Genomic DNA, 22,960 nt, shown 5'->3' with positions numbered 1-22,960 from the left:
GGTACCGAAATGATCAACCCGACCAAGCAGCGGAACCTCGCTTCCGCGACGGCCCATCCGGTGGCCACCCGTACGCCGCTGATGCGCGGCGCCGATCATCGCGCACGCATGCAGTCGCTGATGCGCACCGCCGGCATGCTGCCGGTGCTGCTGGTCCTCTGCATCGGCTTCGGATTCCTGACCGACGGCTTCTTCACGCTGCAGAACCTGTCGATCGTCACGCAGCAGGCGTCGATCAACATCGTGCTCGCGGCCGGCATGACCTTCGTGATCCTGACGGGCGGCATCGACCTGTCGGTCGGCTCGGTACTCGCCGCATCGGCCGTCGCCGCGCTGCTCGCGTCGACCATCCCCGGCTGGGGCTGGCTCGGCGTGCCGATCGCGCTCGCCGTCGGCCTCGCGTTCGGCGTGATCAACGGCGGCCTGATCTCGTTCCTGCGCCTGCCGCCGTTCATCGTCACGCTCGGCGCGATGACGGCCGTGCGCGGGGTCGCCCGCCTGATCGGCAACGACACGACCCTCTTCAACCCGCAACTGCCGTTCGCGTTCATCGGCAATGGCACGATCCTCGGCGTGCCGTGGCTCGTCGTGATCGCCTGCGCGGTGATCGCATTGTCGTGGTTCATCCTGCGGCGCACGGTGCTCGGGATGCGGATCTATTCGGTCGGCGGCAATCCGGAAGCCGCGCGGCTGTCCGGCATCAACGTGCGGGCGATCCAGCTGTTCGTCTATGCGGCGTCGGGGCTGCTCGCCGGTCTCGGCGCGGTGATGTCGTCCGCGCGGCTCTATGCGGCCAACGGCCTGCAGCTCGGCCAGTCGTACGAACTCGACGCGATTGCCGCGGTGATCCTCGGCGGCACGAGCTTCGTCGGCGGCGTCGGCTCGATCGTCGGCACGCTGATCGGCGCGCTGATCATCGCGGTACTGACCAACGGCCTCGTGCTGCTCGGCGTGTCGGACATCTGGCAGTACATCATCAAGGGCCTCGTGATCATCGGCGCGGTCGCGCTCGACCGATATCGCCAGCGCGACTCGGCCCGCACCTGAAACGCTTTCCTCACCATTCAACCATCAGGGCGCAGGCAGGTCCTCCTGCGCCCGTCCGCCAACGGACCTTCCGGAGACACAACGACATGTTCAAGCACAAAGCCGCCCTGACCGCCGTCGCCTGCACGCTCGCATTCGGCGCTGCCGCCGCCCATGCAGCCGACAAGCCGCTGAAATCGATCGGCGTCACGGTCGGATCGCTCGGCAATCCGTACTTCGTCACGATCGTGAAAGGCGCCGAAGCGCGCGCGAAACAGCTCAACCCGAACGCGAAGGTGACCGCGGTATCGGCCGACTACGACCTGAACAAGCAGTTCACGCAGATCGACAACTTCATCTCCGCGCACGTCGACATGATCCTGCTCAACGCGACCGATCCGAAGGCGATCGAGCCGGCGGTGAAGAAGGCGCAGGCGGCCGGCATCACGGTCGTCGCGGTGGACGTCGCGGCGGCCGGCGCGAACGCGACCGTGCAGACCAACAACGTGAAGGCCGGCGAGCTGGCGTGCGACTATCTCGCGAAGAAACTCAACGGCAAGGGTAACGTGATCATCGAGAACGGCCCGCAAGTGTCGGCCGTGATCGATCGCGTGAACGGCTGCAAGGCGGTGCTCGCGAAGAACCCTGGCATCAAGCTGCTGTCGAGCGACCAGGACGGCAAGGGCTCGCGCGAAGGCGGGATGAACTCGATGCAGGGCTACCTGACGCGCTTTCCGAAGCTCGACGGCGTGTTCACGATCAACGACCCGCAGGCGATCGGCAGCGATCTCGCGGCGAAACAGCTGAATCGCCCGAACATCGTGATCACGTCGGTCGACGGCGCGCCCGACATCGAGGTGGCGCTCAAGTCCAACACGCTCGTGCAGGCATCGTCGAGCCAGGATCCGTGGGCGATGGCGCAGCAGGCCGTCAATGTCGGCTACGGAATCATGAACGGCCAGAAGCCGGCCAATCCGATGATCCTGATCGAGCCGACGCTCGTCACGCGCGACAACGTGAAGGGCTACAAGGGCTGGACCAGCCCGCGCTGAGCGCGCTGCGGAACCCTCGACCCGCGCCCCCGGGCGGCGCCGGGCCGCGTCGCCGCGTGCGACGCGCGCCCTGCCCGTCCGGCCACTCAACCGCCGCACCGCCGCGCGACACGCCGCGGCACGAGATTTCGACATGACGACGACGTTCCCCCGCCTGATCGTATTCGGCGAAGCGCTGACCGATTTCATCCGCGACGATGCGCACCACTGGCGCAGCGTCGCCGGCGGCTCGTGCTGGAACGTCGCGCGCGTCGGCGCGCGGCTGACCGTGCCGACCGCGTTCGCCGGCACGGTCAGCCGCGACATCTTCGGCGACGAACTGATGCGCCGCAGCGCCGATGCCGGGCTCGACCTGCGTTTCATGCGACAGGTCGATCGCCCGCCGCTGCTCGCGATGGTCGTGTCGAAACAGCCGCCCGACTATTTCTTCATCGGCGAGAACAGCGCCGACCTCGCGTTCGATCCGGCCGACCTGCCCGCTGGCGCGCTCGACGCGGCCGAGATCGTGCATGTGGGCTCGCTCGGCGTCGTGCGCGAGCCGCTCGCGCCGCGACTGATCGAAGTCGTGCGGGCTGCCCGCGCGGCCGGCAAGCGGATCTCGTTCGACCCGAACTATCGCGCGCCGATGGCCGCGCCGTCGTATCGCGACACGCTGCGCACGCTGGCCGGTCTCGCCGACTGGATCAAGGTATCCGACGAGGACTTGCGCGGCCTGTTTCCCGAACTCGACGAAGCCGCCGCGCTCGCGCAATTGTGCGCCTGGGCGCCCGATGCGACCGTGCTCGTCACGCGCGGCGCGGCCGGCATGCAACTCCTGCACCGCGACACCGAGCTGTTTCAGCCGGCGTTCGCGACCGACGTCGCCGACACCGTCGGCTGCGGCGACGCCAGCATCGGCGGCTGGCTCGCCAGCCAGCTCATGCATCCCGGCGCATCGGCCGCCGACCATCTACGCTACGCGGCAGCCTGCGCGGCGGTCGCCTGTGCGCATGCGGGCGCGTATGCGCCGACCGCTGCCGAAGTCGCCGACGTCATCGCCGGCCGCGCGAGCGCCGAAGCAGCTGACGCCGCGCTATCGCACTAGGCGGCACCGCAGCCAGCCCGCGCGTGTGCCCGCAGGCTCACGCGCCGGCCTTCCCGACATGGCCGCGCGCCTGCAGCAGTTGCAGGCTCTCGTCGACGCTCAGCTCCGACATCGCCGCGTCACGCAGCGTATCGTCGGTCGCGCGACTCAGCGCATGCAGCGCGTGCTCCTTGAGCCGCACGATCGCAAACTGCAGCCCGCGTGCCGCGCATTCGGCCGCGAACGTGCGCAACGACTCGATCGTCGTGCCGTCGACGTCCGGCGTTTCCTCGAGACTCAGCATCACGGTATGCGTATCGGGCGCGGCCTTCAGCAGCGCGCGCACGCGATTGAGCATCCGGTCGGCGTTCGCGAAGAACAGCTGCGCCTCGGGCCGCACGATCAGCACGCCGGGTATCGGCTTCGCATCGGCGTGATTCGCGACGTCGACGAAGTCGTGCCCGTCGCGCAGCCGGCCGAGCACGCTGACGTTCGGTTCCGACAACTTGCGCAGCGTCAGCAGCAGGCTCACGCCGATGGCCGCGAGCAGCCCGTGCAGCACGCCGAGCACGAGCACGGCGAACAGCGCGGCGGCCACGACGAGCCGGTCGCGATGCCAGACCCAGTACGGCCGGAACACCGACGGATGCAGCGAATGGCTGACCGCGAAGATGACGATAGCCGCGAGCACGGGCTCCGGCGTACGCGCGAGCTGCGGCAGCAGCAGCCATACGATCAGCGCGACCACGCCGGCCGCCCACAGGCTCGACAAACGCGATTGCGCGCCGGCCGCCTCGTTCGCCGCTGTCGCCGAATAGCCGGCGCCGACCGGCATCCCGTGCAGCAGCCCCGACACGAGGTTCGCGCAGCCGAGCGCGACGAGGTCGCGGTTCGGCGACACGCTGTCGCCGTGCTTCAGCGCGAAGTTGCGGATCGATCCGTACGACTCCGCATACAGGATCAGCATCAGCGCGAAAGCGAGCTCGACCGTCTGCATCCATGCGTTGCGGTCGAGTTGCGGCAGCCCGAATGCGAGGTGCTGGAAATCGATGTGTCCGACGATCGCGATCCCGTAGTGTTGCCAGTCGACCATATAGCCGGCCGCGATCGACAGCACGATCACGACGAGCGTGGCCGGCACCCGCTTGCTGCGCCCGAGCAGGAACAGCAGCGCAAGCGCGCTCCCGCCGAGCGCGACGCTCGCGAGGTTCGCACGCGGCGCACCGGCGACGAGGTCGAGCGCGACATGCGGCGCATCGCTGTGCTGCACGGTAATCGCGAGGATCTTCGGGAGTTGCTTGAGGACGATCGTCAGCGCCAGTCCGAACGTGAACCCGCGCAGGACCGGCCGCGCGACGAAATCCGACATGCCGCCGAGCCGTGCCGCGCCCGCCAGGATGAACAGCACGCCGGTCATCGCGACGAGTGCGGCCGCCAGCGCGAGTTGCGCGGCGAGCGCGATCCCCGATTCGGCCAGCACGGTCGCCGCGAGCACGGCCGCCGACGACGAGGTCGACGACACGATTGCAAAGCGGCTGCTGCCGGTCAGCGCATACACCACGAGCCCCGACAGCAGTGCGATGAGACCGGCCTGCGGCGGCAGGTTGGCGAGCCCCGCATACGCGACCGCCTCCGGAATCAGCAGCCCGGCGATCGACAGACCGGCCAGCGCGTCAAGGCCGATGCGCCGCGTGGGCCGCGGCGTTGCCGCATCGAGTGCGGCGAAATGCTCGGGATGCTGCGGGCCGGCATCCGGACGGGGCGAGGCGGTCGTCATGAGGCGGTAGGCGCCGTGCGCATGTCAGGGTTTGGCGGCGATGACACCCGACCAGCCGGGCAGATAGCGCGCGTCCTGGTCGTGTGCCCGGCGCAGCGAGACGTCCAGCGCCTTCGAGAAGTTCTTGCGGATCTGGTCGAGCGTCACATGCTGGCGCAGGTAGTCGGCCCACAGGAATTCGCTGAACGGCGTCGCATCCTTCGCATAGCCGCCCGCCGTGCGCAGTTCGCCGGCGAGGCTGCGGTACGGATCGTCCTCGAGCGCCGTCAACACCTTCGGCAGATTCGCGTAGTCGCGACGCGAGCCGTCCGGACCGAACGGATGCACCCACTGGTTGTGTTCCATCATCCGCCAGAAGATCGTGTCCTCGAGCCACGACAGATCCTTGAGCAGCATCGCGTTCACGCGCGTCTGCCCTTCCTCGATCAGCGCGAGCCCGAGATGGTGATGATCGGTGATGTAGTAGAGGCCGCCCGGGCCGAGGACGGCCGGAAACCAGTGCGAGTCGATCGCGGCCTTGCGCGCGCGCTTGTCGAGCGCTTTCCAGTGCCTGCGCTTCGCTTTCACTTCGCGATAGCCGACCGTCATTTGCGTCGGACGCAATGCGTCGAGCCGCACGGGAATGAGATGAACGTCGTTGCCGAGTGCCATGGTCGTACCCCATGTTGGGAATTTCCGGCAACGATACTCCTGATCGTGCGAACTGCTAATCCCTCGCGACGAGGATAAGCATGCGCTTGACCTTCGCCAACAAACCGGCGTCGCCATCGCACCGCATCGCGTCACCGCGTCATGCTCGCAGGTCGTCGCGCTCGAGACGATGACGCACGTACGGAATCCCGTCGTGCACGACGCCCACGCGCCGCATCCCGAGCTTGCGTGCGACGTTCAGCGAGCCCGTGTTCGCCTCGGCGATATCGGCGATCACGCGCGGCAGCCGCACGGTGTCGAACGCATGACGCACGACGGCCGCGGCGGCCTCGCACGCGATGCCGCGCCCCCACGCCGCGCGCACGAGCCGCCAGCCGATCTCGACGTCGCGCGCGCCGTTCGCATAGTCGGGAATCAGCAGGATCCAGCCGATGAACGTGTCTGGCGCGGCCTTCTCGAAGATCGACCAGTAGCCGAGGCCCGGCGGATAGTCGCGCGTGATCCGGTGCGTGACGAAGCGGCAATGTTCGTCCGGGTCATGCCACGGGCCCGCGATGTAGCGCGTGACCTCCGGATCGCGATCCATCTCGATGCTCGCGTCGAGATCGGCCAGCACGCGCGGGCGCAGCCACAACCGCTCGGTCTCGAGCACAGGCAATGCGGCCACGGAAGATTCGGTCATCGGGACTCCTGATGCGGGGGCGATGCGCATCGTGCGCATCACGCATTACATAACTACTACAAAAAGCCTTCCGGAAGAATACAGGCGCCTGACGCTTGTCTCGCACGCCGTTGTTTCCGCTTGCTCAACAGATCATTTCGTAGGGATTATTCCCGATTCACGATTATCGCGCCCCACATCGGACGGCATCGCGGCCTACACTCGACCCATGCCCCCGTGCCGCGCGCCAGCCGGGCGGGCATCCGCCTTCAGATCGTGAGCGCAAGAAGCCCAACGAGGAGATCTCGGACATGAGCTGGACCCGCGAACAACGCAACGTCACGATCGCCGCCTACCTCGGCTGGACGCTCGACGCGTTCGACTTTTTCCTGATGGTCTTCGTGCTGAAGGACATCGCCGCCGAATTCGCGTCGACGATCCCCGCCGTCGCGTTCGCGCTCACGCTGACGCTCGCGATGCGCCCGATCGGTGCGTTGATCTTCGGCCGGCTCGCCGATCGCTTCGGCCGCCGCCCGACGCTGATGGTCAACATCGCGTGCTATTCGCTGTTCGAACTCGCGTCGGGCTTCGCGCCGAGCCTGACCGCGCTGCTGGTGCTGCGCGCGCTGTTCGGCATCGCGATGGGCGGCGAATGGGGCGTCGGCTCCGCGCTGACGATGGAAACCGTGCCGACCCATGCGCGCGGCTTCGTGTCGGGCTTGCTGCAGGCCGGTTATCCGAGCGGCTATCTGCTCGCGTCCGTCGTGTTCGGCCTGCTCTACCAATACATCGGCTGGCGCGGGATGTTCATGGTCGGCGTGCTGCCCGCGCTGCTCGTGCTGTACGTGCGTGCGCACGTGCCCGAGTCGCCTGCCTGGAAGCAGATGGAAAAGCGTCCGCGGCCGAGCCTCGGCGCGACGCTGCAGCAGAACTGGAAGCTCACGATCTACGCGATCGTGCTGATGACCGCGTTCAACTTCTTCTCGCACGGCACGCAGGATCTCTACCCGACCTTCCTGCGCGAACAGCATCACTTCGATCCGCACACCGTGTCGTGGATCACGATCGTGCTGAACCTCGGTGCGATCGTCGGCGGCCTGTCGTTCGGCGCGATCTCGGAGCGGATCGGCCGCCGGCGCGCGATCTTCATCGCGGCGCTGATCGCGCTGCCGGTGCTGCCGCTGTGGGCGTTCTCGAGCGGCCCGGTCGCGCTCGCCGCCGGCGCGTTCCTGATGCAGATCTCGGTGCAGGGGGCGTGGGGCGTGATCCCCGTCCACCTGAACGAGATCTCGCCCGACGAGATCCGCGCGACGTTCCCGGGCGTCGTCTACCAGCTCGGCAACCTGCTGGCGTCGGGTAACGCGACGATGCAGGCGTCGCTCGCGGTTTCGCAGGGCAACAACTACAGTTTTGCGCTCGCGCTCGTTGCCGGCACCGTCGCCGTCGTGATCGCCGTGCTTATCATATTCAGCCGCGAACGCCGCGGCATCGACATGACGCAATCGGTCAATACGCGTACCGCCGTCGGCTGAACCCGCGCGTTGCCGCATTGCATCATCGCGTAGGCCCCGTCCCGCCGGGGCCGCACGCGATGTATCCCGCAGCCGCACATCGAACTAGAGGAATTTGTCCAGATTCCCTGCTTGCCCGCGCCGCCTGCGTTTTTTTATCTTAATAAAAACGGCTGTTTGAATTGCATAATCAAATCACCTGTTCGCGGCCGCGCGACCGGCATAGGGAGGCGGGACATGGCAGTAATTCAGGAGGGACGATCGTCCGCGGGACGGCCGTCCGGGACGCGGGCACCCGGCAATCGGCAGGCCGGCGGAACGAAGGCGCGCATCCTCGATGCGGCCGAGGACCTGTTCATCGAGCATGGCTTCGAAGCGATGTCGATGAGGCAGATCACGTCGCGCGCGGCGGTGAACCTGGCCGCGGTCAACTACCACTTCGGCAGCAAGGAAGCGTTGATCCACGCGATGCTATCGCGTCGGCTCGACCAGCTCAACCAGGAACGCCTCGGCATCCTCGACCGCTTCGATGCGCAGCTCGGTGCGCACATCACCTGCGAGCACGTACTCGGCGCGATGTTCATTCCCGCATTGAAGGCGTCGCGCGACCCCGATCGCGGCGGCCCCGCGTTCCTTCGCTTGATCGGCCGTGCGTACACCGACCCGTCGCCGTTCGTGCGCAACTTCCTGACCGCGCACTATGCGAGCGTCGCGGGCCGCTTCTTCGATGCGTTCCAGCGCGCGCTGCCGCATCTGCCGCGCACTGAGCTCGGCTGGCGGCTGCACTTCGCGATCGGCGCGCTGTCCGGCGCGCTGGCCGGTGCCGAAACCGAAAGCCTGATCGACGAATTCTCGCAACGCCGCACGATGAACGACGTGCAGATGATCGCGCGGCTGTCGTCGCTGATCGTCGCCGCGCTGAAGGCGCCGATGCCCGACAGCACGCAGTTGTCGATCTTCGCGGCCGTGCTCGACGATGCGGGCGCGAGCGAAGCGTTCGGGCTGTCGCCGGGTACGGGCACAGCCGCGGCCTCGGCCGATACGGCGGCCGCACATTCGGCGAGCTGATTGCGTCACGCCGCGCAGGCGGCGATTCACGATTTGGGCGGCCCGGGCCGGCGTTGATGCGCCGGCCCGGGCCGTACGAATGTCATGCGGCGGGAGCCAAGGCTGGCCGGCTTTCGTCGACGAAAAGCATGGGACGAGCGCAACGCGCTGAAGCGCCGACGCTCGTCCACCGCACAGCATTGGAGACACATCATGTCCTCATCCGCAGCAACCGCAACGGCCCAGCTCCCGCCGAACAGCGACGGCGTCTGGTACGCGTCGTATCCGCCCGGCGTGCCGCACGAGATCGACGTCACGCAATACGCGTCGCTCGTGCAGTTCTTCGACGAATGCACGACGCGCTTCGCCGAGCGGGTCGCGTACGTGAGCGCAGGCGCATCGATGACCTACCGCACGCTCGCGCAGAAAGTCGACGCGTTCGCGTCGTATCTGCAAAGCATCGGCGTAAAGCCCGGCGACCGCGTCGCGATCATGCTGCCGAACACGTTCCAGTATCCGGTCGCGCTGTTCGGCACGCTGAAGGCCGGCGCGATCGTCGTCAACGTGAATCCGCTCTATACCGCGCGCGAACTCGCGCACCAATTGAAGGACAGCGGCGCGCAGACGATCGTCGTGTTCGAGAACTTCGCACGCACGCTGCAGGAAGCGCTGCCGGAAACGCAGGTGAAGAACATCGTCGTCACCGCGCTCGGCGACCTGCTCGCCGACGGTTTCAATGCGAAGGGACGCCTGATCAACTTCGTGCTGAAGCACGTGAAGAAGCTGGTGCCTGACTACAGCCTGCCGCAGGCGATCCGGCTGCGCTCCGCCCTCGCGCTCGGCGCGCGCGGCAAACCGCAGCCGGTGCCAACGACGCGCGACGATCTCGCATTCCTGCAATACACCGGCGGCACGACCGGCGTCGCGAAAGGCGCGATGCTCACGCACGGCAACCTGATCGCGAACCTGCTGCAGGCCAAGGCGTGGATCGCCGATCAGGTGTCGGGCGACGTCGAGACCGTGCTGACGCCGCTGCCGCTCTATCACATCTATTCGCTGACGGTGAACGCGTTCATCTTCATGGGGCTCGGCGGGCGCAACATCCTGATCGCGAACCCGCGCGACATGAAGATGGTGATGAAGATCATCCGCAACGAAACGTTTACCGGGATCACCGGCATCAACACGCTGTACAACGCGTTCCTCGACAACGAGGAATTCCGCAAGCGCGACTTCTCGCAGCTCAAGCTCGCGATGGCGGGCGGGATGGCGATGCAGCGCGCGGTCGCGGAGCGCTTCCAGCAGGTCACGGGGCGGCCGGTCGTCGAAGGCTACGGCCTCACCGAATGCTCGCCGATCGTCACGATGAATCCGGTGAACCTGAACGACATGGCCGAATTCAGCGGCTCCATCGGCCTGCCCGCGCCATCGACGCTCGTGCGCTTTCGCCGCGAGGACGGCACCTGGGCCGCCGTCGGCGAACCCGGCGAGCTGTGCGTGCACGGGCCGCAGGTGATGCGCGGCTACTGGCGGCGGCCCGACGAGACCGCGAAGGTGATCGACGCCGACGGCTGGCTCGCCACCGGCGACATCGGCGTGATGGACGAGCGCGGCTTCATCCGCCTCATCGACCGCAAGAAGGACATGATCCTCGTGTCGGGCTTCAACGTGTATCCGAACGAGATCGAGGAAGTGCTGGTGACGCATCCGGGCATCAGCGAAGCCGCTGCCATCGGTATCCCGGACGAAGTCCAGGGCGAACGGATCAAGGTCTTCGTCGTGCGCCGCGACCCGACGCTGACGGTGGACGACGTGCTCGCGCACTGCCGCAAGAACCTGACCGGCTACAAGATGCCGAAGTTCGTCGAGTTCCGCGACGCGCTGCCGCAGACCAACGTCGGCAAGATCCTGCGCCGCGCGCTGCGCGACGAGGAGCTCGCCAGGATCAAGGCCGCGAAACAAGGCTGAACGACGCATCGCTCCGGGAGACACTGTCGATGAACGAAGGAAACAAGCGCCGCGCGCCGCAGGCGGCCGCTGCGGTCGCCTGCATGCTGTTGCTGTTGCTCGCTCAGTCGGGCCTGCATGCGCAGGAAACGGCCGAAGCCGCGAGCGCGACCCAGGCCGCCGCGCTGCCGGCGGAGCTGGCGAAGGTCGCGCACGAGCCGCCCGCGCAGCAGGCGCGCTGGCTGCGCACGGCCGCCCAGCGCGGCACGCTCGCCCAACTCGACGATGCGACACTGACGACGCTGTTCAAGGCGCTCGATCCGCTCGCCGTGCCGCTCTATATCCGCAATGGTCCCAACGGTTATCCGTCGTACCAGTTCACGATGGTGCGGCAGGAGCGCATCAGCGGGAAATGGTCCGACACGCCCGATCGCATGCTCGTGAAGACCACCCGCGAGCCGCTGCGGGTCTATGCGAAATGGCTGCCGGGCGGCGCGCATGCGGGACAGGAGACGATCTACGACACGACCCTGCGCAAGGACGAGATGTACGGCCATCTCGGCGGCCTGCTCGGCAAGATTCCGTTGTGGACGGCGCTCGACGGCGCACTCGCGCGCGCGCAGTCGAATCACCAGGTAAAGGATCTCGGCACCGAGTTCATCACGAACCTGTACCTGACCGAAGGGAAGAAATACCAGGAGGCCGGCGTGCAGCGGCCGACGCAGGTGGAAGCGAAGACGATCGGCGGTGTGCGCGTCGTTGCGCTCACCTACGAGACGCCGACCGGCCGGCCGCAGTTTTACGCGAAGAAGGAAACGCTCGGTCTCGACCTGCACGCGCCCTACTTCCGGACCGTCGAATCGTATGACAACGACGGCAGGATCTTCGAGCGGATCGTCATCGAGAAGATCGCGCCGGCCACGCTCGACGAATCCGCGTTCGACCCGAAAAACCCGGACTACGCGTTCTGAGCGCCAACGGCACGCCGCAGGTCGCGCTCAGTCGTCGTCATCGTCGTGGTGATGCTTGTGCCAACGCTTGTAATAGTGCTTGCGCCATTTCCGGTAACGGTCGTCGTCCTCGTCGCCGTCGTAACCGTATCCGTAGCCCGGATACGCGACCACCGCCGGCTGCGGCGCCACATAGACCGGTTCCGGTTCGACATAGACCGGCGCGACCGGCACACCGACGCCCACCGACAGGTCGACGTGCGCCATTGCACTGGCGGAAGCGAGCAACGCCACACTCCCGATCGATACCGCCCATCCCCTCTTGTTCATGTTTCCCTTCCCTGATCCGCCGGCCTGCCCGGCACGCGCGATGAAGATAAGCCGGCCGCGCCGGGCCAGGTGCTACGCCGCTGCGAGAGTCGTAACGCGACGTAACGAAACGGCGCCAGCCATTTGGCCGAATCGCGAAAACGCGCTGGAACGTCTATAGTGGGTTACGGTTCGACACAATCACGACTGCGCGCTGGTGGAACGAACAGGGTAAAATCCCGCCAAACACTTGGTGGGCGACCACGCCATCCACACGCACAACATATTCTCTGACGCAGGCTCCTGCCGCACCTCAATGGCCAATCCCGCAGAATCCCATCCGCAAAACGACTTCATCAATTCGGCGCGCAAGGAACGTAAGCGTGTTGAAATCTATCTCGTCAACGGCATTCGTCTGACGGGGTGTATCGAGTCGTTCGACCAGTATCTGGTGATGCTGCGCACCCCCGTGGGTCTGCAAGGCATCTACAAGCGTGCGATTTCCACGATCCAGCTCGATACGGGCGGCTCGCGCCCGGGCGGCGGCGGCCCCCGCGGCCCGCGCACCGGCGGTCGGCCGGGCGGCCGCGAAGGCGGCGGTCACAGCCCGTACGGCTCGCACGGCGGCTCCCGCGAATCCCGCGGCGACGGCGGCTACGGCTCGCGCGAGCCGCGTGAAGGCTACGGCTCCCGTGAACCGCGCGAAAGCTATGGCTCCCGCGAACCGCGCGAGGGTTATGGCGCGCCCCGCGAGGGTTACAGCGCCCCGCGTGAACCGCGTGAAGGCTACAGCGCGCCGCGCGACGCCGGCGACGCATCGGGCAACACGTCGCCGTCCGATACACGCGGCGGCAACGGGCCGGTGATCGTCACGCGCCGCCGGCGAATCGTGCCGGACGGCCAGTAAGACAAAAGGGCAAGCCAACCGGCTTGCCCTTTTTCCTCGTGGGCCGGCGCGGCATGTCGCCGCACCGGGCGTACCGTGATCGCTCAGTGTGCGGTCGCCGGCAAACCCGCGTTGGCCTCGCGCTGCAGCGAACGCACCTGCTGCTGCAATGCGCGCAGTTGCGACTGAAGCTCCGCCTGTTGCGCCTGCAGCGCCGCCGTTTCATTGCGGACGCTCTTCTGGCGATCCACGACCGCGGCCTGCTGCTCGCGTGCGATCGAGATGTCGGCCTGCAGACGCCGCGCCCGCTCCTGCGTGAGCGCGATCTGCCGGTCCATCTGGGCCTTCTGCGATTCCAGCTTCGCCGCACGCAATTCGTTGACGGCCAGCCGCTCCGCCTGATGCGAGAAATCGCGATAGATCGCTTCCGCCCGCGTTTCGTCGTAACTCTTGATCACGCGCCAGAACGCCTTCTGCTGGAACAGCGCAACGAAATACGCACCGTCCTTCATGCTGAACAGCAGGCTCGCGCCGTAGCTGCCGTTATAGCTCGTGCGCATTTCCGTCAGCGAATGCGCCTGGATCTGGCGCTGCAGCTCGTCAACCGTGCTCGGGCCGGTCGTGTCGCCCGCCTGCGGCTGCACCGACGTTTGCACCTGCTGATCCAGCACCGGAATCGCCGCCACCGGCGCCGACGCCTGCTGTACCGCCGGCGCTCCATTGCCGGCCAGCCCCTGCGCGTACGCGCCCTGCACGCCTCCCATCATCGCGAGCAACACACACGCCCGCGCCAACCTCGTCATATGGCTCATGAATTTTTATTCCCCGCCCGTATCGTTGTAATGCAGCGCGATTTTATCTCATTAATTATTCGCTTTCGCGGGTCTCGGGCTCTTCGTCGAATATCTGATATTTGCGCATCTTTTCCCACAACACCTTGCGGCTGATGCCGAGCTGCAGCGCCGTATCCTGGCGCCGCCAGCCGTTTGCGTCGAGCGCCGCGATCACGCGGCTGCGCTCGTTCATGTCCCACTTGCTTCGGTCGACGAAGACTTCCGCCGCGCTTTCCACCGGCACCGGCTGCGCCGAGTTGCGCGCATGCGCCACCAGCCGCTGCAGCCGCGCCGCGTCCCAGCCGCCCGTCTGCCGCACCGTCACGCCGACGCGCTCCGCGAGGTTGCGCAGTTCGCGCACGTTGCCGGGGAAATAGCTGTCCGCGACCGCGTCCGCGAGCCAGTAAGGCAGATCGGACAGCTGCGCGAGCCGCTCGTCGCCCACCACTTCCGCGACGAACGACTTGAACAGCGCGATCTTGTCGACCGCGCCGCGCTCCTCCAGCGACGGAATGCTCAGCTCGATCACTGCGAGCCGATAGTAAAGATCCGCGCGGAACAGGCCGTCCTTCACGAGTTGCGGCAGCTTCTTGTTGCTGGCCGCGACGAGACGGAAATCGACCTTGATCGGCGACGTCGCGCCGACCCGCAGCACGGCGCCGTCCTCGAGCACGCGCAACAGCTTGACCTGCTGGTACAACGGCAGGTCACCGACTTCGTCGAGGAACAGCGTGCCGCCCGCCGCCTGTTCGAAATAGCCTTTATGCGCAACAACCGCGCCGGTGAACGAACCTTTCGCATGCCCGAAGAACAGCGATTCGAACAGGCCGTCGGGGATCGCGCCGCAGTTGACCGGCACGAATTCGCCGTTGCGATAGCGCGAATGCTTTTGGTGGAGCAATTGCGCGATGCGTTCCTTGCCGACGCCGGTTTCGCCGTGCAGCAGCACGTTGGTGTCGCAGTCGGCGAACGTGTCGACTTCGTGCAGCAGCGCCTGCATCGACTCCGAGTGCGCGACGAGTTCGGACGGCTGCAGCGTTTCCGCCGCGTGCGCGCGCAGCTGCGTGACGAGCTTGCCGATCATCCCGCGCAGTTCGGCGCAGGTGAAGTCGAGCGGCAGAATGTGCGAATAGTCGGGCGGATACTGCGATGCGTCGTGGTCGCGCGCCGCGCCGACCCAGACGACCGGCATGCCGATGTTGGCTTGCCAGTCGCGCAGGAACGCCGCGCCGGTCTCGATCATCGTCACGCTGATGATCGCGAGCGAGGGCCGCAATGCGGCGCGCTCCGGCGAGATTTCCGCATTGTCGGCGCGGATCACTTCGACGTCGAAGCTCGCCATGCAGCGGGCAACGCGGTCGACAATGTCCGCCTTGCCTTCCCAGACGTACAGATCGAGTTCTGCGATTGCGGGCGTGTTTCTCATCAGGTGGTCTTGCTTCTCTAATTACTGACAGTTTGCGCAGCGCCGCAGGTCAACGACATCTGATGTACCGTGGCGGCACCGAGCTGGACGCCAAGCAGATCCAGCAGTGGATCGATGATACCGTCCAGCGCGCTCAACAGCGGGCTCAAAACACCGGTCAGGACCCCTAGCAGTTTCGGAACAAAATCCGCTGTGAGCGGGACGGTGACGAATCCGAACAGCAGATCCACTTTCGGCGTGATCGTGGCCGAGCTCAGACCCGCCAACGCATTGCTCACGGCTGAACCCAGCGCATTCGTGTTGGTGGTCCAGTAGTAGGACGGATCGCTTCCGCCCCGCCCGTAAAACGTATTGGTCGCCGTGTTGCCGGCCAGAGCCACCGACACGTTGGAGACGGTCGCGGACACCTCGACCGCGCCAGCCAGTAGCTGCACGTCCAGCACCTTGGCGGGCGTCGAGCAGCTGTAGGTCGCCGGCAGGTTGAGCAGGTTGCCGCTGAGCGGCGGCTGGCCGATACACAGATTCGCGACGCTCGGTTGCGCGCTGATCGTGGCCGAATTCGGCGAGGTCCGGCAATTGGTCGACAACAGCGTTGCGCTGCCCGCGCCGAGTTGCACGTAAAGCGGCAGATACACGTTCGCGGACGCCACGACCGGCAGCGGATTCACACCGAGGTCGACGAGGAGGTAGAGGCCGATCTGCGCATTCGTTGCGACCGTGCGCCATGCGCCGGTCGCGTCCTTCCCGCCTTCGCCCACGGCAATGGTCGGCGGACTGATGACCTGCACCTGCAACTGCGCGATCGATACGGAAGTGCCGTTCGGCAGCGAAAGCGGCACATTCGCGCCGATTACGACGCCCGGCTTGCCGCTCTGCGAGATCTGCGCCATCGCCATCACGAGATCGAGCACGTTCACGGTCGCGTCGGCCGCCGCCTGCGCATTCGCGAGGCCGAGCGTGAGCAGCGACGCGGCACCCTGTCCGGTCAGGCGCGCGACGTTGATGCTGGTATTGCTGAGCAGGCTCAGGTTGAGGATATTGTTCAGTGCGCCGGTAGCACTCGACTGCAGAGCGGTGCCGAGGGTGGTGGTCTTCCCGACTGCCGCCACCGTCGCCTTGAGCAGCGTGCCGACCGATGCCTGCGCATTCACCAGCCCGCCCATCGTCCCGTTGCCCACCGACAGCGACTGCAGTGCGACGGCGATATCGCCCAGCTTGACGTTCGCGCAGGCAAGCCCCTGATAGGACGCAAGATTGAGCGTCAGCGGCGTACCTCCCTGGCCTTGCAGCAGCGCGCCCAGTAGCGCATTCACCAGACCGGGATTGCCGGTCGGCACACCCGAGCAGCCGACTCCACCGACGGCGGCCAGCGTCGCGCCGATCGAGAACGTGTCGATGTTGGTCGCCTTCGCGGTCGACGTGGCGATCACGGTGCGCGTCGGTCCGAAGAAGAAATACGGCATCGACTTGGAAATCGTGACCCGGACCGCATTCAGCTGGGTGAGCATGGGAACCGATGTCTTCGACGAATAGAAACTGCTCGACGTCCCGGTGGCCGTCGGTGCCCAATAACCGCAATCGGCCGACAGGGTCGTGGTGCCGCCGACGGAAAAGCCGTTCGTCGACGCGTTGCTCGTGGCCACGCTCGTCACGTTCGCACACGCATCGTCCAGCCGCTGGACCGCCGCCAACGCCGCGAGATCGGCGACGCGCTGCATGTCGCGGCGGGCCAGGAACACGTTGCCGATGTCGACCGAACCGAGAATGACCATCGCCAGCAGTATCCATACGGACGCCATGACGACGACCGCGCCGCGCTGTCGCCGCGGCGCGGCGCGCCCCCGTCCGGTCACTCGATTCGATGAATGGCGAGCCGCGATCATTACCGTCCCGCTCAATACGATTGCATGGAATGCTGTCCGCCGGCCCCGCCGCTGCCGTTCGCGTTGACCGGCGACCCCATCGACTCCGGAATCTTGTGCTTGAACGAATCGAGATAGCGCTGGTAACTGAGCGACGCGGTATCGCCCAACATCGGCAACGCCGGTCCGGCCGCACGGTTGTCCCGCTGCAGCGCGAGCAGCGCGTCGGTCGCATGGCCGACTTCCGCCGCCGACGACATCGATTCCGCGCAATGTGCAGCAGTCGCCCCCCCCAGCAATGCAACCACTGTGATGCCGCGATGCAGCCATGCAACGCGGCGCTTGAAACGTTTGTCGTTCGTCATGTCACTTCTCCCCGAATGCCTTGTCATTGTGCGAACCGTTGCAGTAGCGGCGCGGTGGGATCGAATCCCTGAATGTTTGCGACGGGCGACGGCCGCCGTGAGACATCGGCGCCCGACACGTCGATCACGCTGCCCGAGCCGACCGGCGTCACCGTCGCAACCGAGGCCTGCAGCGGTGCCGCGCGGCGCCACGCACGCGCTGCCGCCGTGATTTTCATCGCGTCGCCGCGGATGTCGTTGCGCACGTCCGCCGACAGCTTCTGCTGTGCCATGAGCCGCTGCGCGTCGCGCGTACGGCCGGACGCGAGCAAATACAGCACCAGGTTGCTGATGATCTTTGGATTGTTCTGGTCGAGTTCAGCCGCCTTCATCAGCGGGATGCGCGCACCATCGATATCGCCGCCGCGCAATTTTGCATAGGCGAGATCCGACAGCGTCGCGGCATCGGTCGGGGCCAGCACCGTCGCCTGCGCCAATGCCTGCGCGGCGCGCGGGAAATCGCCTGCCGCACCGGCGATCAGCCCCAGCCCGCGATACCCGCGCGACGCCAGCGGCGTGTTGAGCAGTTGCGTATAGACAGCCGTGCTCGCGGCCGGCTGGTCGGTCATGCGCAACGCATCGGCGCGCAGAAGGATGGTCTGCGGTGACGCACCGTACTGCCTCTCGTACGCATCGATATGCGCGAGCGACGCGTAATACAGTCCTTGCGACTGCATCCGCTCGATCAGGCCCAGATACATGCCGGGCGTATCGGGTGCTGACTGTTTCTGGGCCGCGGCGTCCATCAATGCCGCACGCTCGGCTTGCGGGCCAACACCGTACCCGCTTTCCTTGAACGCCGAACACGCGCAGAGCAGGCCCGCCATCGCCACCATGCCGGCCACTTTCGCGACTTCATCGATGCGTTTCATTTTCCGTCCTTTCCCTTCCCTGCATCAGTGCTGCGCCTGGTTCAGCGCACGCAGCACCGAAATCATCCCCGGCCCGGCCGTCACGATCAGCAGCGCGGGCAGAAGCGTCACGATCATCACGCCCGTCATCTTGACCGTCAATCGACCGATGCGCTCGCGCAGCATCGCGCGACGGGCCTCGCGCAAGCGCTCGCCGAACTGCTTGAGCGGCTCCTGGACCGCGCCGCCGTGCTTGTCGACCTGTATCAGCAATCGCACGATGGCGCGCAGATCCTCGTTTTCAAAGCCCGACGACAAGCGCTGCAACGACTGCTCGCGTGTTCGCCCCGCCGCGAACTGCCGTTGGGCGATTTCCATTTCCGACGAGAGCACGGGCATCATGCCCTTGAAGTCGTTGGTGACGACCTGAATACTCTGATCGAGCGACAGACCGACTCCTTGAAGCAGACGCAGCATGTCGACCAGCAGCGGCAACTCGTCGGTCACCGCTTGTCGACGCTTCGCGGCACGGCGCCTCAGGTACAGCTTCGGCACCATGAATCCGACGATGAACGAAATACCCACGCCCAGCCACCACTGCGTGCCACTCACATGCGGCCCGACCACGCCGATGTATGCGAGCGGAATGACGATCGAGCAGGCGATCCGCGCACTCAGGAACAAGCCGCGCGTGCGCGTATCGACAAAACCGCATTGCTCGAGCAGCAGCCGATCCTCTTCGGCCACGACCAGCCGACCGATACCGGTATCCAGCCAGCGCATCCCGAACACCGACAGACGCGCCTGCATTTGCGCGAGTCGCGACGGCTGACCGGGTGCCTGCCGGGCATCGGACTCCTTCCGCGACGATTCGTCCGCATCCTGGGCCGCCCGCCCGCTCGCGGCCGCCAGCGCTGCAAGCCGCCGCTCGAGTGCGTCGGTCAGTGTCCGGCCGCTGCGCAATTGCGCATTCGCGCTGCGGATCGCGAGCAACGCCAGCAACAGGATGCCCAGTGCGCCAAGCACCAGTGCGAGCGAACCAAGTTGATTGGCTGTCATGCCGTCACCTGAGTTTGGCCATGTGATAAAGCCAGATCCCGCCCGCTGCCTGCAGCATGAAAGCGAGGACCAGCAACTGGCGACCGGTGTAATCGTTCCACATCGACTGGAGATAGAGCGGATTGGTCGCGATGACGAAGCTGCCGATCGCGATCGGCAGCATCACGAGCACCCATGCAGACAAACGCGTTTCCGACGACATCGCCTCCAGTTCCCGCTCGGCCTGTTCGAGATCGCGCATGAACGTCGACATCCGGTCGAGCATGATGTCCGCGCGACCGCCGTACCGCACCGACAGCCGCAGCACCGACCCGACCAGTTCGAACTCCTTCGTGTGGTACACGTTCGCGATATGCATCATCGCGCGGTCGATCTCGACGCCCGTGCGCAGCATCCTCGACACATGGTCCAGGCAGCCGCGCAACGGCGCCTCGGTCGTCTGCAGCGCGGCCTGGAACGCGGCCGGCACGCTATTGCCCAGCGTCACCAGCCGCACGATGCCGTCCAGAAACGACGGCAACTGGCGAACAATCATCTGGCGCCGCCGATGTATGCGCGACACCAGCCAGAACACGAGCAGCGCGGCCCCGCAGACGAGCGCGGCGATGCCGCCGAGCCACCCGCCCCGATCGCCGGCGGCGAACGCGGCCCCGATCAGCGCCAGCAGCGCAAGCAGCGCCTTGCCGCGCGCGTCCTCGATTCCCGCGCGGCTTGCCACGTTGGCGAAATACTCGGTCGCGACTGCGCGCCAGCGTGCCCATTGCGAAGCGGGTACGCCGGCTGCCGCGCGCGCCGCGGCGGGCGCCGCCGGCCGGGCTTGCTGCTGATGCACACCGCCCGCTCGCGCGCCGGGTTCGATCCGGCTGTCGATGAAGCGCTGCACGTCGGCGCGATCGCGCTTCATCTCGCCGTGCCGCCACAGCATCAGCGCGGCGGCCACGAGCAGAAGCGCCATTGCCAGCACGCTATACATTGAAACCCCCGCCGCCGCGGCCGAATCCGCCGCCGAACCCGCCACCGCCACCGCCGCCGCTACCGCCGAAGCCGCCCTGCAGCGTCTGACGGAAGCGGGCGAGCTTCGGCGAGTGCGGATGAATGCCGAGCGATTCCCAGGTGTCGACTTCTTCGCCTTCGGGCGTGACGCGCGCCTCGTAGCGATACAGTTCCTGCGTCGCAATGATGTTGTCCGACAGGCCGGTTACCTCGGTAATCGACAGGATCCGGCGCCGGCCGTTGGACAGACGGCCAATCTGCACGATGAAGTCGATCGCGTTCGCGATCTGCCGGCGCAGGCTCGACTCGGTGCCCTGGAACCCGGCGAAGCCGGCCAGCATCTCGAGACGATAGAGGCACTCGCGCGGCGAACTCGCATGCACGGTTCCCATCGAGCCGTCATGGCCCGTGTTCATGGCCTGCAGCATTTCGAGCACCTCGCCGCCGCGCACTTCACCGACGATGATCCGGTCCGGACGCATCCGCAACGTATTGCGCAGCAAATCGCGAATCGACACGACGCCGGTCCCGTCGAAGCCACCGGGCCGGCTTTCGAGGCGCACGACATGGGGGTGATTCAGCGACAGTTCGGCCGTATCCTCGATCGTCACGACGCGCTCCGGCTCGGGAATGTGGAACGCGAGCGCATTGAGCAGCGAAGTCTTGCCCGAACTCGTGCCGCCCGACACGAGGATGTTGCAGCGTGCCTCGACCGCCGCCTCGAGCAGTGCGCCGAGCTCCGCATTGAACGTGCCGTTGCCGAGCAGATCGGCCGGCTTGAGCGGATCCTTGCGGAATTTCCGGATCGACACGACCGGCCCGTCGATCGACAACGGCTCGATCACCACGTTGACACGCCCGCCGTCCGGCAGGCGCGCATCGACCATCGGATTCGATTCGTCCAGGCGTCGGCCGATCGGCGCAAGGATGCGTCGCACGATACGCAGCAGGTGCGCGTTATCGGTAAAGCGGATCGGCAGCTTGGCCAGGATCCCGTGGCGCGACACGTAGATGTCGTTGTAGCCGTTGATCAGGATGTCCTCGACATGCGGATCGGCGAGCAAGTCCTCGATCGGCCCGAACCCGGCAAGCTCCTTGGTCAGCGCCTCGGCAATCGTCCTGACCTCGTTCTCGTTGAGCGGGATGCGCCGCAAACGCACGAAGCTGTCGATTTCCAGGTCGACGAACTGATTGATTGCCTGGCGCGACCAACGACCGAATTCGGCCCCCAGTTCCTCGATGCGCGTCAGCAAATGTTCGTGCGCGGCATTCTTGATGTCATGGAACTGCTGCGACTGGGAGAACGGCGCGGCGCCGTCGGCAAATTGAATGTCGTGTGCCATCGCTTACGAACGCTTGGACGAAGGTTGAATGAAACGCTTGAGCACGGACAGGCCCGAAGCGGCGCTCTTTGCCGGCGCCACCGTGCCTGCCAGTCGCTCCGCGAGCGGCTCGAGCGCACGCACATACGGATCGCGCTCGGCCATGTCGACGATGAGTCGCCCCTGGTTGGCCGCCTGCCCGATCGACACGCGCCGCGCAGGCAGCGTCGTCAGCAACGCGATGCCGAGCCGATCTGCGATCTGGGCCGGCGTCAGGCTCAGTGCCGCGTCGTACTGGTTGACAACGAGACGCATCTTGCCGAGGTCCATCCCCGCATCGCGCAGCCCCTCGAGCAGATCGACCGCGGAGACGATCGACGCGACGCCCTGATCGCAGACCAGCCACGCCTCGTCGGCAACCGCCGCGATCTGCGCGACGAACTCCAGGTTGGTAAAGCCGCCCAGATCGACAATTTGCTGATCGAAGAATGCGCGCAGCCGGTTCAGCAGGCCGACGCAGGCCGCGTACGACACGTCGCGCAAATCGGCGAGGTTCGGCGGCAGCGTCGTCAACGCGACGCCGCTCGCGTGTCGGGCGAGCGCCGTGTTGACGAAGGTCCGGTCGATGCGGCGCAGGTTGCGCACGGCCTCGACGAAATGGAATTCGCAACGCGTGTTGAGAAAGAGTGCGCTATCGCCCGCCGGCAGACCCAGATCCACAAGCGCCGTTTGCCGGGCATGCGGCGTGGCAACACCGAAGGCAGGCGCGTCGCCGGCGACGATGCCGGCAGCGCCGCGCTTGTGCAGCCATACGGCGAGATTCGATGCGAGCGTACTCACGCCCATCCCGGCGCGCGCACCGAGCAGCGCGACCAGCTTGCCGTGGCGATTGGCCGGTTCCGCGCCGGCATGCTCGAGCAGTCCGCGCGTGATGCGCAATGCGTCTTCCGCACCGCCGGAAACGTCAATGAAATCGCGCACGCCGGCCCGGAGCGCCGCAAGCGCGCTTTCCGGCTGCGCCAGCGTGCCGAGCGCGACGACCGGCAGGCTCGGGTGTGCAAGACGCACCGCCGCCGCGGCAGCACTCGCTTCGGCCTGGGCACGGGAAAAATCGATGAAGACTATCGCCGGGTTGAGCCCGAGGATGCGCTGGGCCAGCGCGCCGGGCTCCAGCGATACCGCTTCCACCATGCCGGCCGAGACGAGCGTATCCCGCAGCCAGCGCAGATGCTCGTCCTGGTGGGATGCGCATACAAAATGATCAGTCACGGCGGGCTCAGCCAATGAAAGGGTTCTCGCGTTCATGTTGAATACCCCCTAATCCATATCG

Annotated in this window: 21 protein-coding genes; 8 read left to right on the top strand and 13 right to left on the bottom strand. The window is 66.3% G+C overall.

Annotated elements, in window-relative coordinates; all coding sequences use genetic code 11:
* Positions 1-9 precede the first annotated feature (9 nt).
* The 3 genes from FFI87_RS07765 (at position 10) to FFI87_RS07755 (ending at position 3,162) form a co-directional block, all read left to right on the top strand.
* The gene (locus FFI87_RS07765) at positions 10-1,047 is read left to right on the top strand and encodes an ABC transporter permease subunit (protein WP_012363780.1); all 1,038 of its coding nucleotides are present in this window, start codon (positions 10-12) and stop codon (positions 1,045-1,047) included.
* A gap of 86 nt (positions 1,048-1,133) precedes the next feature.
* Positions 1,134-2,078, top strand: coding sequence for an ABC transporter substrate-binding protein (locus FFI87_RS07760; RefSeq protein ID WP_138847791.1), 945 nt, complete (start codon positions 1,134-1,136; stop codon positions 2,076-2,078).
* 133 nt (positions 2,079-2,211) lie between these two features.
* Complete coding sequence (locus FFI87_RS07755) at positions 2,212-3,162, top strand: carbohydrate kinase family protein (RefSeq protein WP_138847792.1); 951 nt, start codon at positions 2,212-2,214, stop codon at positions 3,160-3,162.
* Positions 3,163-3,199: 37 nt separating this feature from the next.
* Here FFI87_RS07755 and FFI87_RS07750 read toward each other — a convergent pair whose 3' ends face one another.
* The 3 genes from FFI87_RS07750 to FFI87_RS07740 form a co-directional block, all read right to left on the bottom strand.
* Positions 3,200-4,918, bottom strand: a complete 1,719-nt coding sequence (locus tag FFI87_RS07750) for a SulP family inorganic anion transporter (protein ID WP_138847793.1) — start codon at positions 4,916-4,918, stop codon at positions 3,200-3,202.
* 24 nt (positions 4,919-4,942) lie between these two features.
* Complete coding sequence (locus FFI87_RS07745; RefSeq protein ID WP_138847794.1) at positions 4,943-5,569, bottom strand: ParB-like protein; 627 nt, start codon at positions 5,567-5,569, stop codon at positions 4,943-4,945.
* Positions 5,570-5,708: 139 nt separating this feature from the next.
* Positions 5,709-6,251, bottom strand: a complete 543-nt coding sequence (locus tag FFI87_RS07740) for a GNAT family N-acetyltransferase (protein WP_138847795.1) — start codon at positions 6,249-6,251, stop codon at positions 5,709-5,711.
* A gap of 290 nt (positions 6,252-6,541) precedes the next feature.
* On the opposite strand from FFI87_RS07740, the gene FFI87_RS07735 reads away from it, so the two are divergent.
* From FFI87_RS07735 to FFI87_RS07720, 4 genes are all read left to right on the top strand, one after another.
* Entirely contained in the window at positions 6,542-7,762 is a 1,221-nt protein-coding gene (locus FFI87_RS07735) for an MFS transporter (RefSeq protein WP_138847796.1), read from the top strand.
* Between the two features lie 216 nt (positions 7,763-7,978).
* On the top strand, positions 7,979-8,809 hold the full coding sequence (locus FFI87_RS07730; protein ID WP_138847797.1) for a TetR/AcrR family transcriptional regulator: 831 nt from the start codon (positions 7,979-7,981) through the stop codon (positions 8,807-8,809).
* Between the two features lie 192 nt (positions 8,810-9,001).
* Positions 9,002-10,756, top strand: a complete 1,755-nt coding sequence (locus tag FFI87_RS07725) for an AMP-binding protein (protein WP_138847798.1) — start codon at positions 9,002-9,004, stop codon at positions 10,754-10,756.
* A gap of 29 nt (positions 10,757-10,785) precedes the next feature.
* Entirely contained in the window at positions 10,786-11,706 is a 921-nt protein-coding gene (locus FFI87_RS07720) for a DUF1571 domain-containing protein (protein ID WP_138847799.1), read from the top strand.
* A gap of 27 nt (positions 11,707-11,733) precedes the next feature.
* Here the strand turns inward: FFI87_RS07720 and FFI87_RS07715 are convergent, their stop codons facing one another.
* Positions 11,734-12,015 carry a hypothetical protein gene (locus tag FFI87_RS07715; RefSeq protein ID WP_012363770.1) on the bottom strand — a complete coding sequence of 94 codons (282 nt, stop codon included), beginning with the start codon at positions 12,013-12,015 and terminating at the stop codon, positions 11,734-11,736.
* A 295-nt stretch (positions 12,016-12,310) separates the two neighbouring features.
* On the opposite strand from FFI87_RS07715, the gene hfq reads away from it, so the two are divergent.
* A complete protein-coding gene (gene hfq, locus FFI87_RS07710; RefSeq protein WP_138848487.1) occupies positions 12,311-12,901 on the top strand; it encodes an RNA chaperone Hfq in 591 nt (196 codons plus the stop codon).
* Positions 12,902-12,984: 83 nt separating this feature from the next.
* On the opposite strand, the gene FFI87_RS07705 is transcribed toward hfq, so the two are convergent.
* The 9 genes from FFI87_RS07705 to FFI87_RS07665 are packed head-to-tail and all read right to left on the bottom strand — an operon-like array spanning position 12,985 to position 22,935.
* Complete coding sequence (locus tag FFI87_RS07705) at positions 12,985-13,692, bottom strand: DUF2968 domain-containing protein (protein ID WP_138847800.1); 708 nt, start codon at positions 13,690-13,692, stop codon at positions 12,985-12,987.
* Positions 13,693-13,747: 55 nt separating this feature from the next.
* Positions 13,748-15,139, bottom strand: a complete 1,392-nt coding sequence (locus FFI87_RS07700; protein WP_011656714.1) for a sigma 54-interacting transcriptional regulator — start codon at positions 15,137-15,139, stop codon at positions 13,748-13,750.
* A 17-nt stretch (positions 15,140-15,156) separates the two neighbouring features.
* Positions 15,157-17,022, bottom strand: a complete 1,866-nt coding sequence (locus FFI87_RS07695; RefSeq protein WP_138847801.1) for a TadG family pilus assembly protein — start codon at positions 17,020-17,022, stop codon at positions 15,157-15,159.
* Positions 17,023-17,033: 11 nt separating this feature from the next.
* Complete coding sequence (locus FFI87_RS07690; RefSeq protein ID WP_138847802.1) at positions 17,034-17,366, bottom strand: DUF3613 domain-containing protein; 333 nt, start codon at positions 17,364-17,366, stop codon at positions 17,034-17,036.
* Positions 17,367-17,389: 23 nt separating this feature from the next.
* A complete protein-coding gene (locus FFI87_RS07685; RefSeq protein ID WP_138847803.1) occupies positions 17,390-18,277 on the bottom strand; it encodes a pilus assembly protein in 888 nt (295 codons plus the stop codon).
* Positions 18,278-18,301: 24 nt separating this feature from the next.
* On the bottom strand, positions 18,302-19,315 hold the full coding sequence (locus FFI87_RS07680; protein ID WP_138847804.1) for a type II secretion system F family protein: 1,014 nt from the start codon (positions 19,313-19,315) through the stop codon (positions 18,302-18,304).
* Between the two features lie 4 nt (positions 19,316-19,319).
* The gene (locus FFI87_RS07675) at positions 19,320-20,288 is read right to left on the bottom strand and encodes a type II secretion system F family protein (protein ID WP_138847805.1); all 969 of its coding nucleotides are present in this window, start codon (positions 20,286-20,288) and stop codon (positions 19,320-19,322) included.
* Positions 20,281-21,651 (bottom strand): CpaF family protein, encoded by a 1,371-nt coding sequence (locus FFI87_RS07670; RefSeq protein WP_138847806.1) that lies wholly within the window; start codon positions 21,649-21,651, stop codon positions 20,281-20,283. Before FFI87_RS07670 ends, FFI87_RS07675 begins: the two co-directional genes overlap by 8 nt.
* A 3-nt stretch (positions 21,652-21,654) precedes the next feature.
* Positions 21,655-22,935: a fimbrial protein gene (locus FFI87_RS07665; RefSeq protein WP_138847807.1), complete on the bottom strand. Its 1,281-nt coding sequence runs from the start codon at positions 22,933-22,935 to the stop codon at positions 21,655-21,657.
* Between the last annotated feature and the right edge of the window lie 25 nt (positions 22,936-22,960).

This window comes from Burkholderia sp. KBS0801 (genome assembly GCF_005937855.2).
GTDB lineage: Bacteria > Pseudomonadota > Gammaproteobacteria > Burkholderiales > Burkholderiaceae > Burkholderia > Burkholderia ambifaria.
This window is presented reverse-complemented; position numbering and strand designations above follow the sequence as displayed.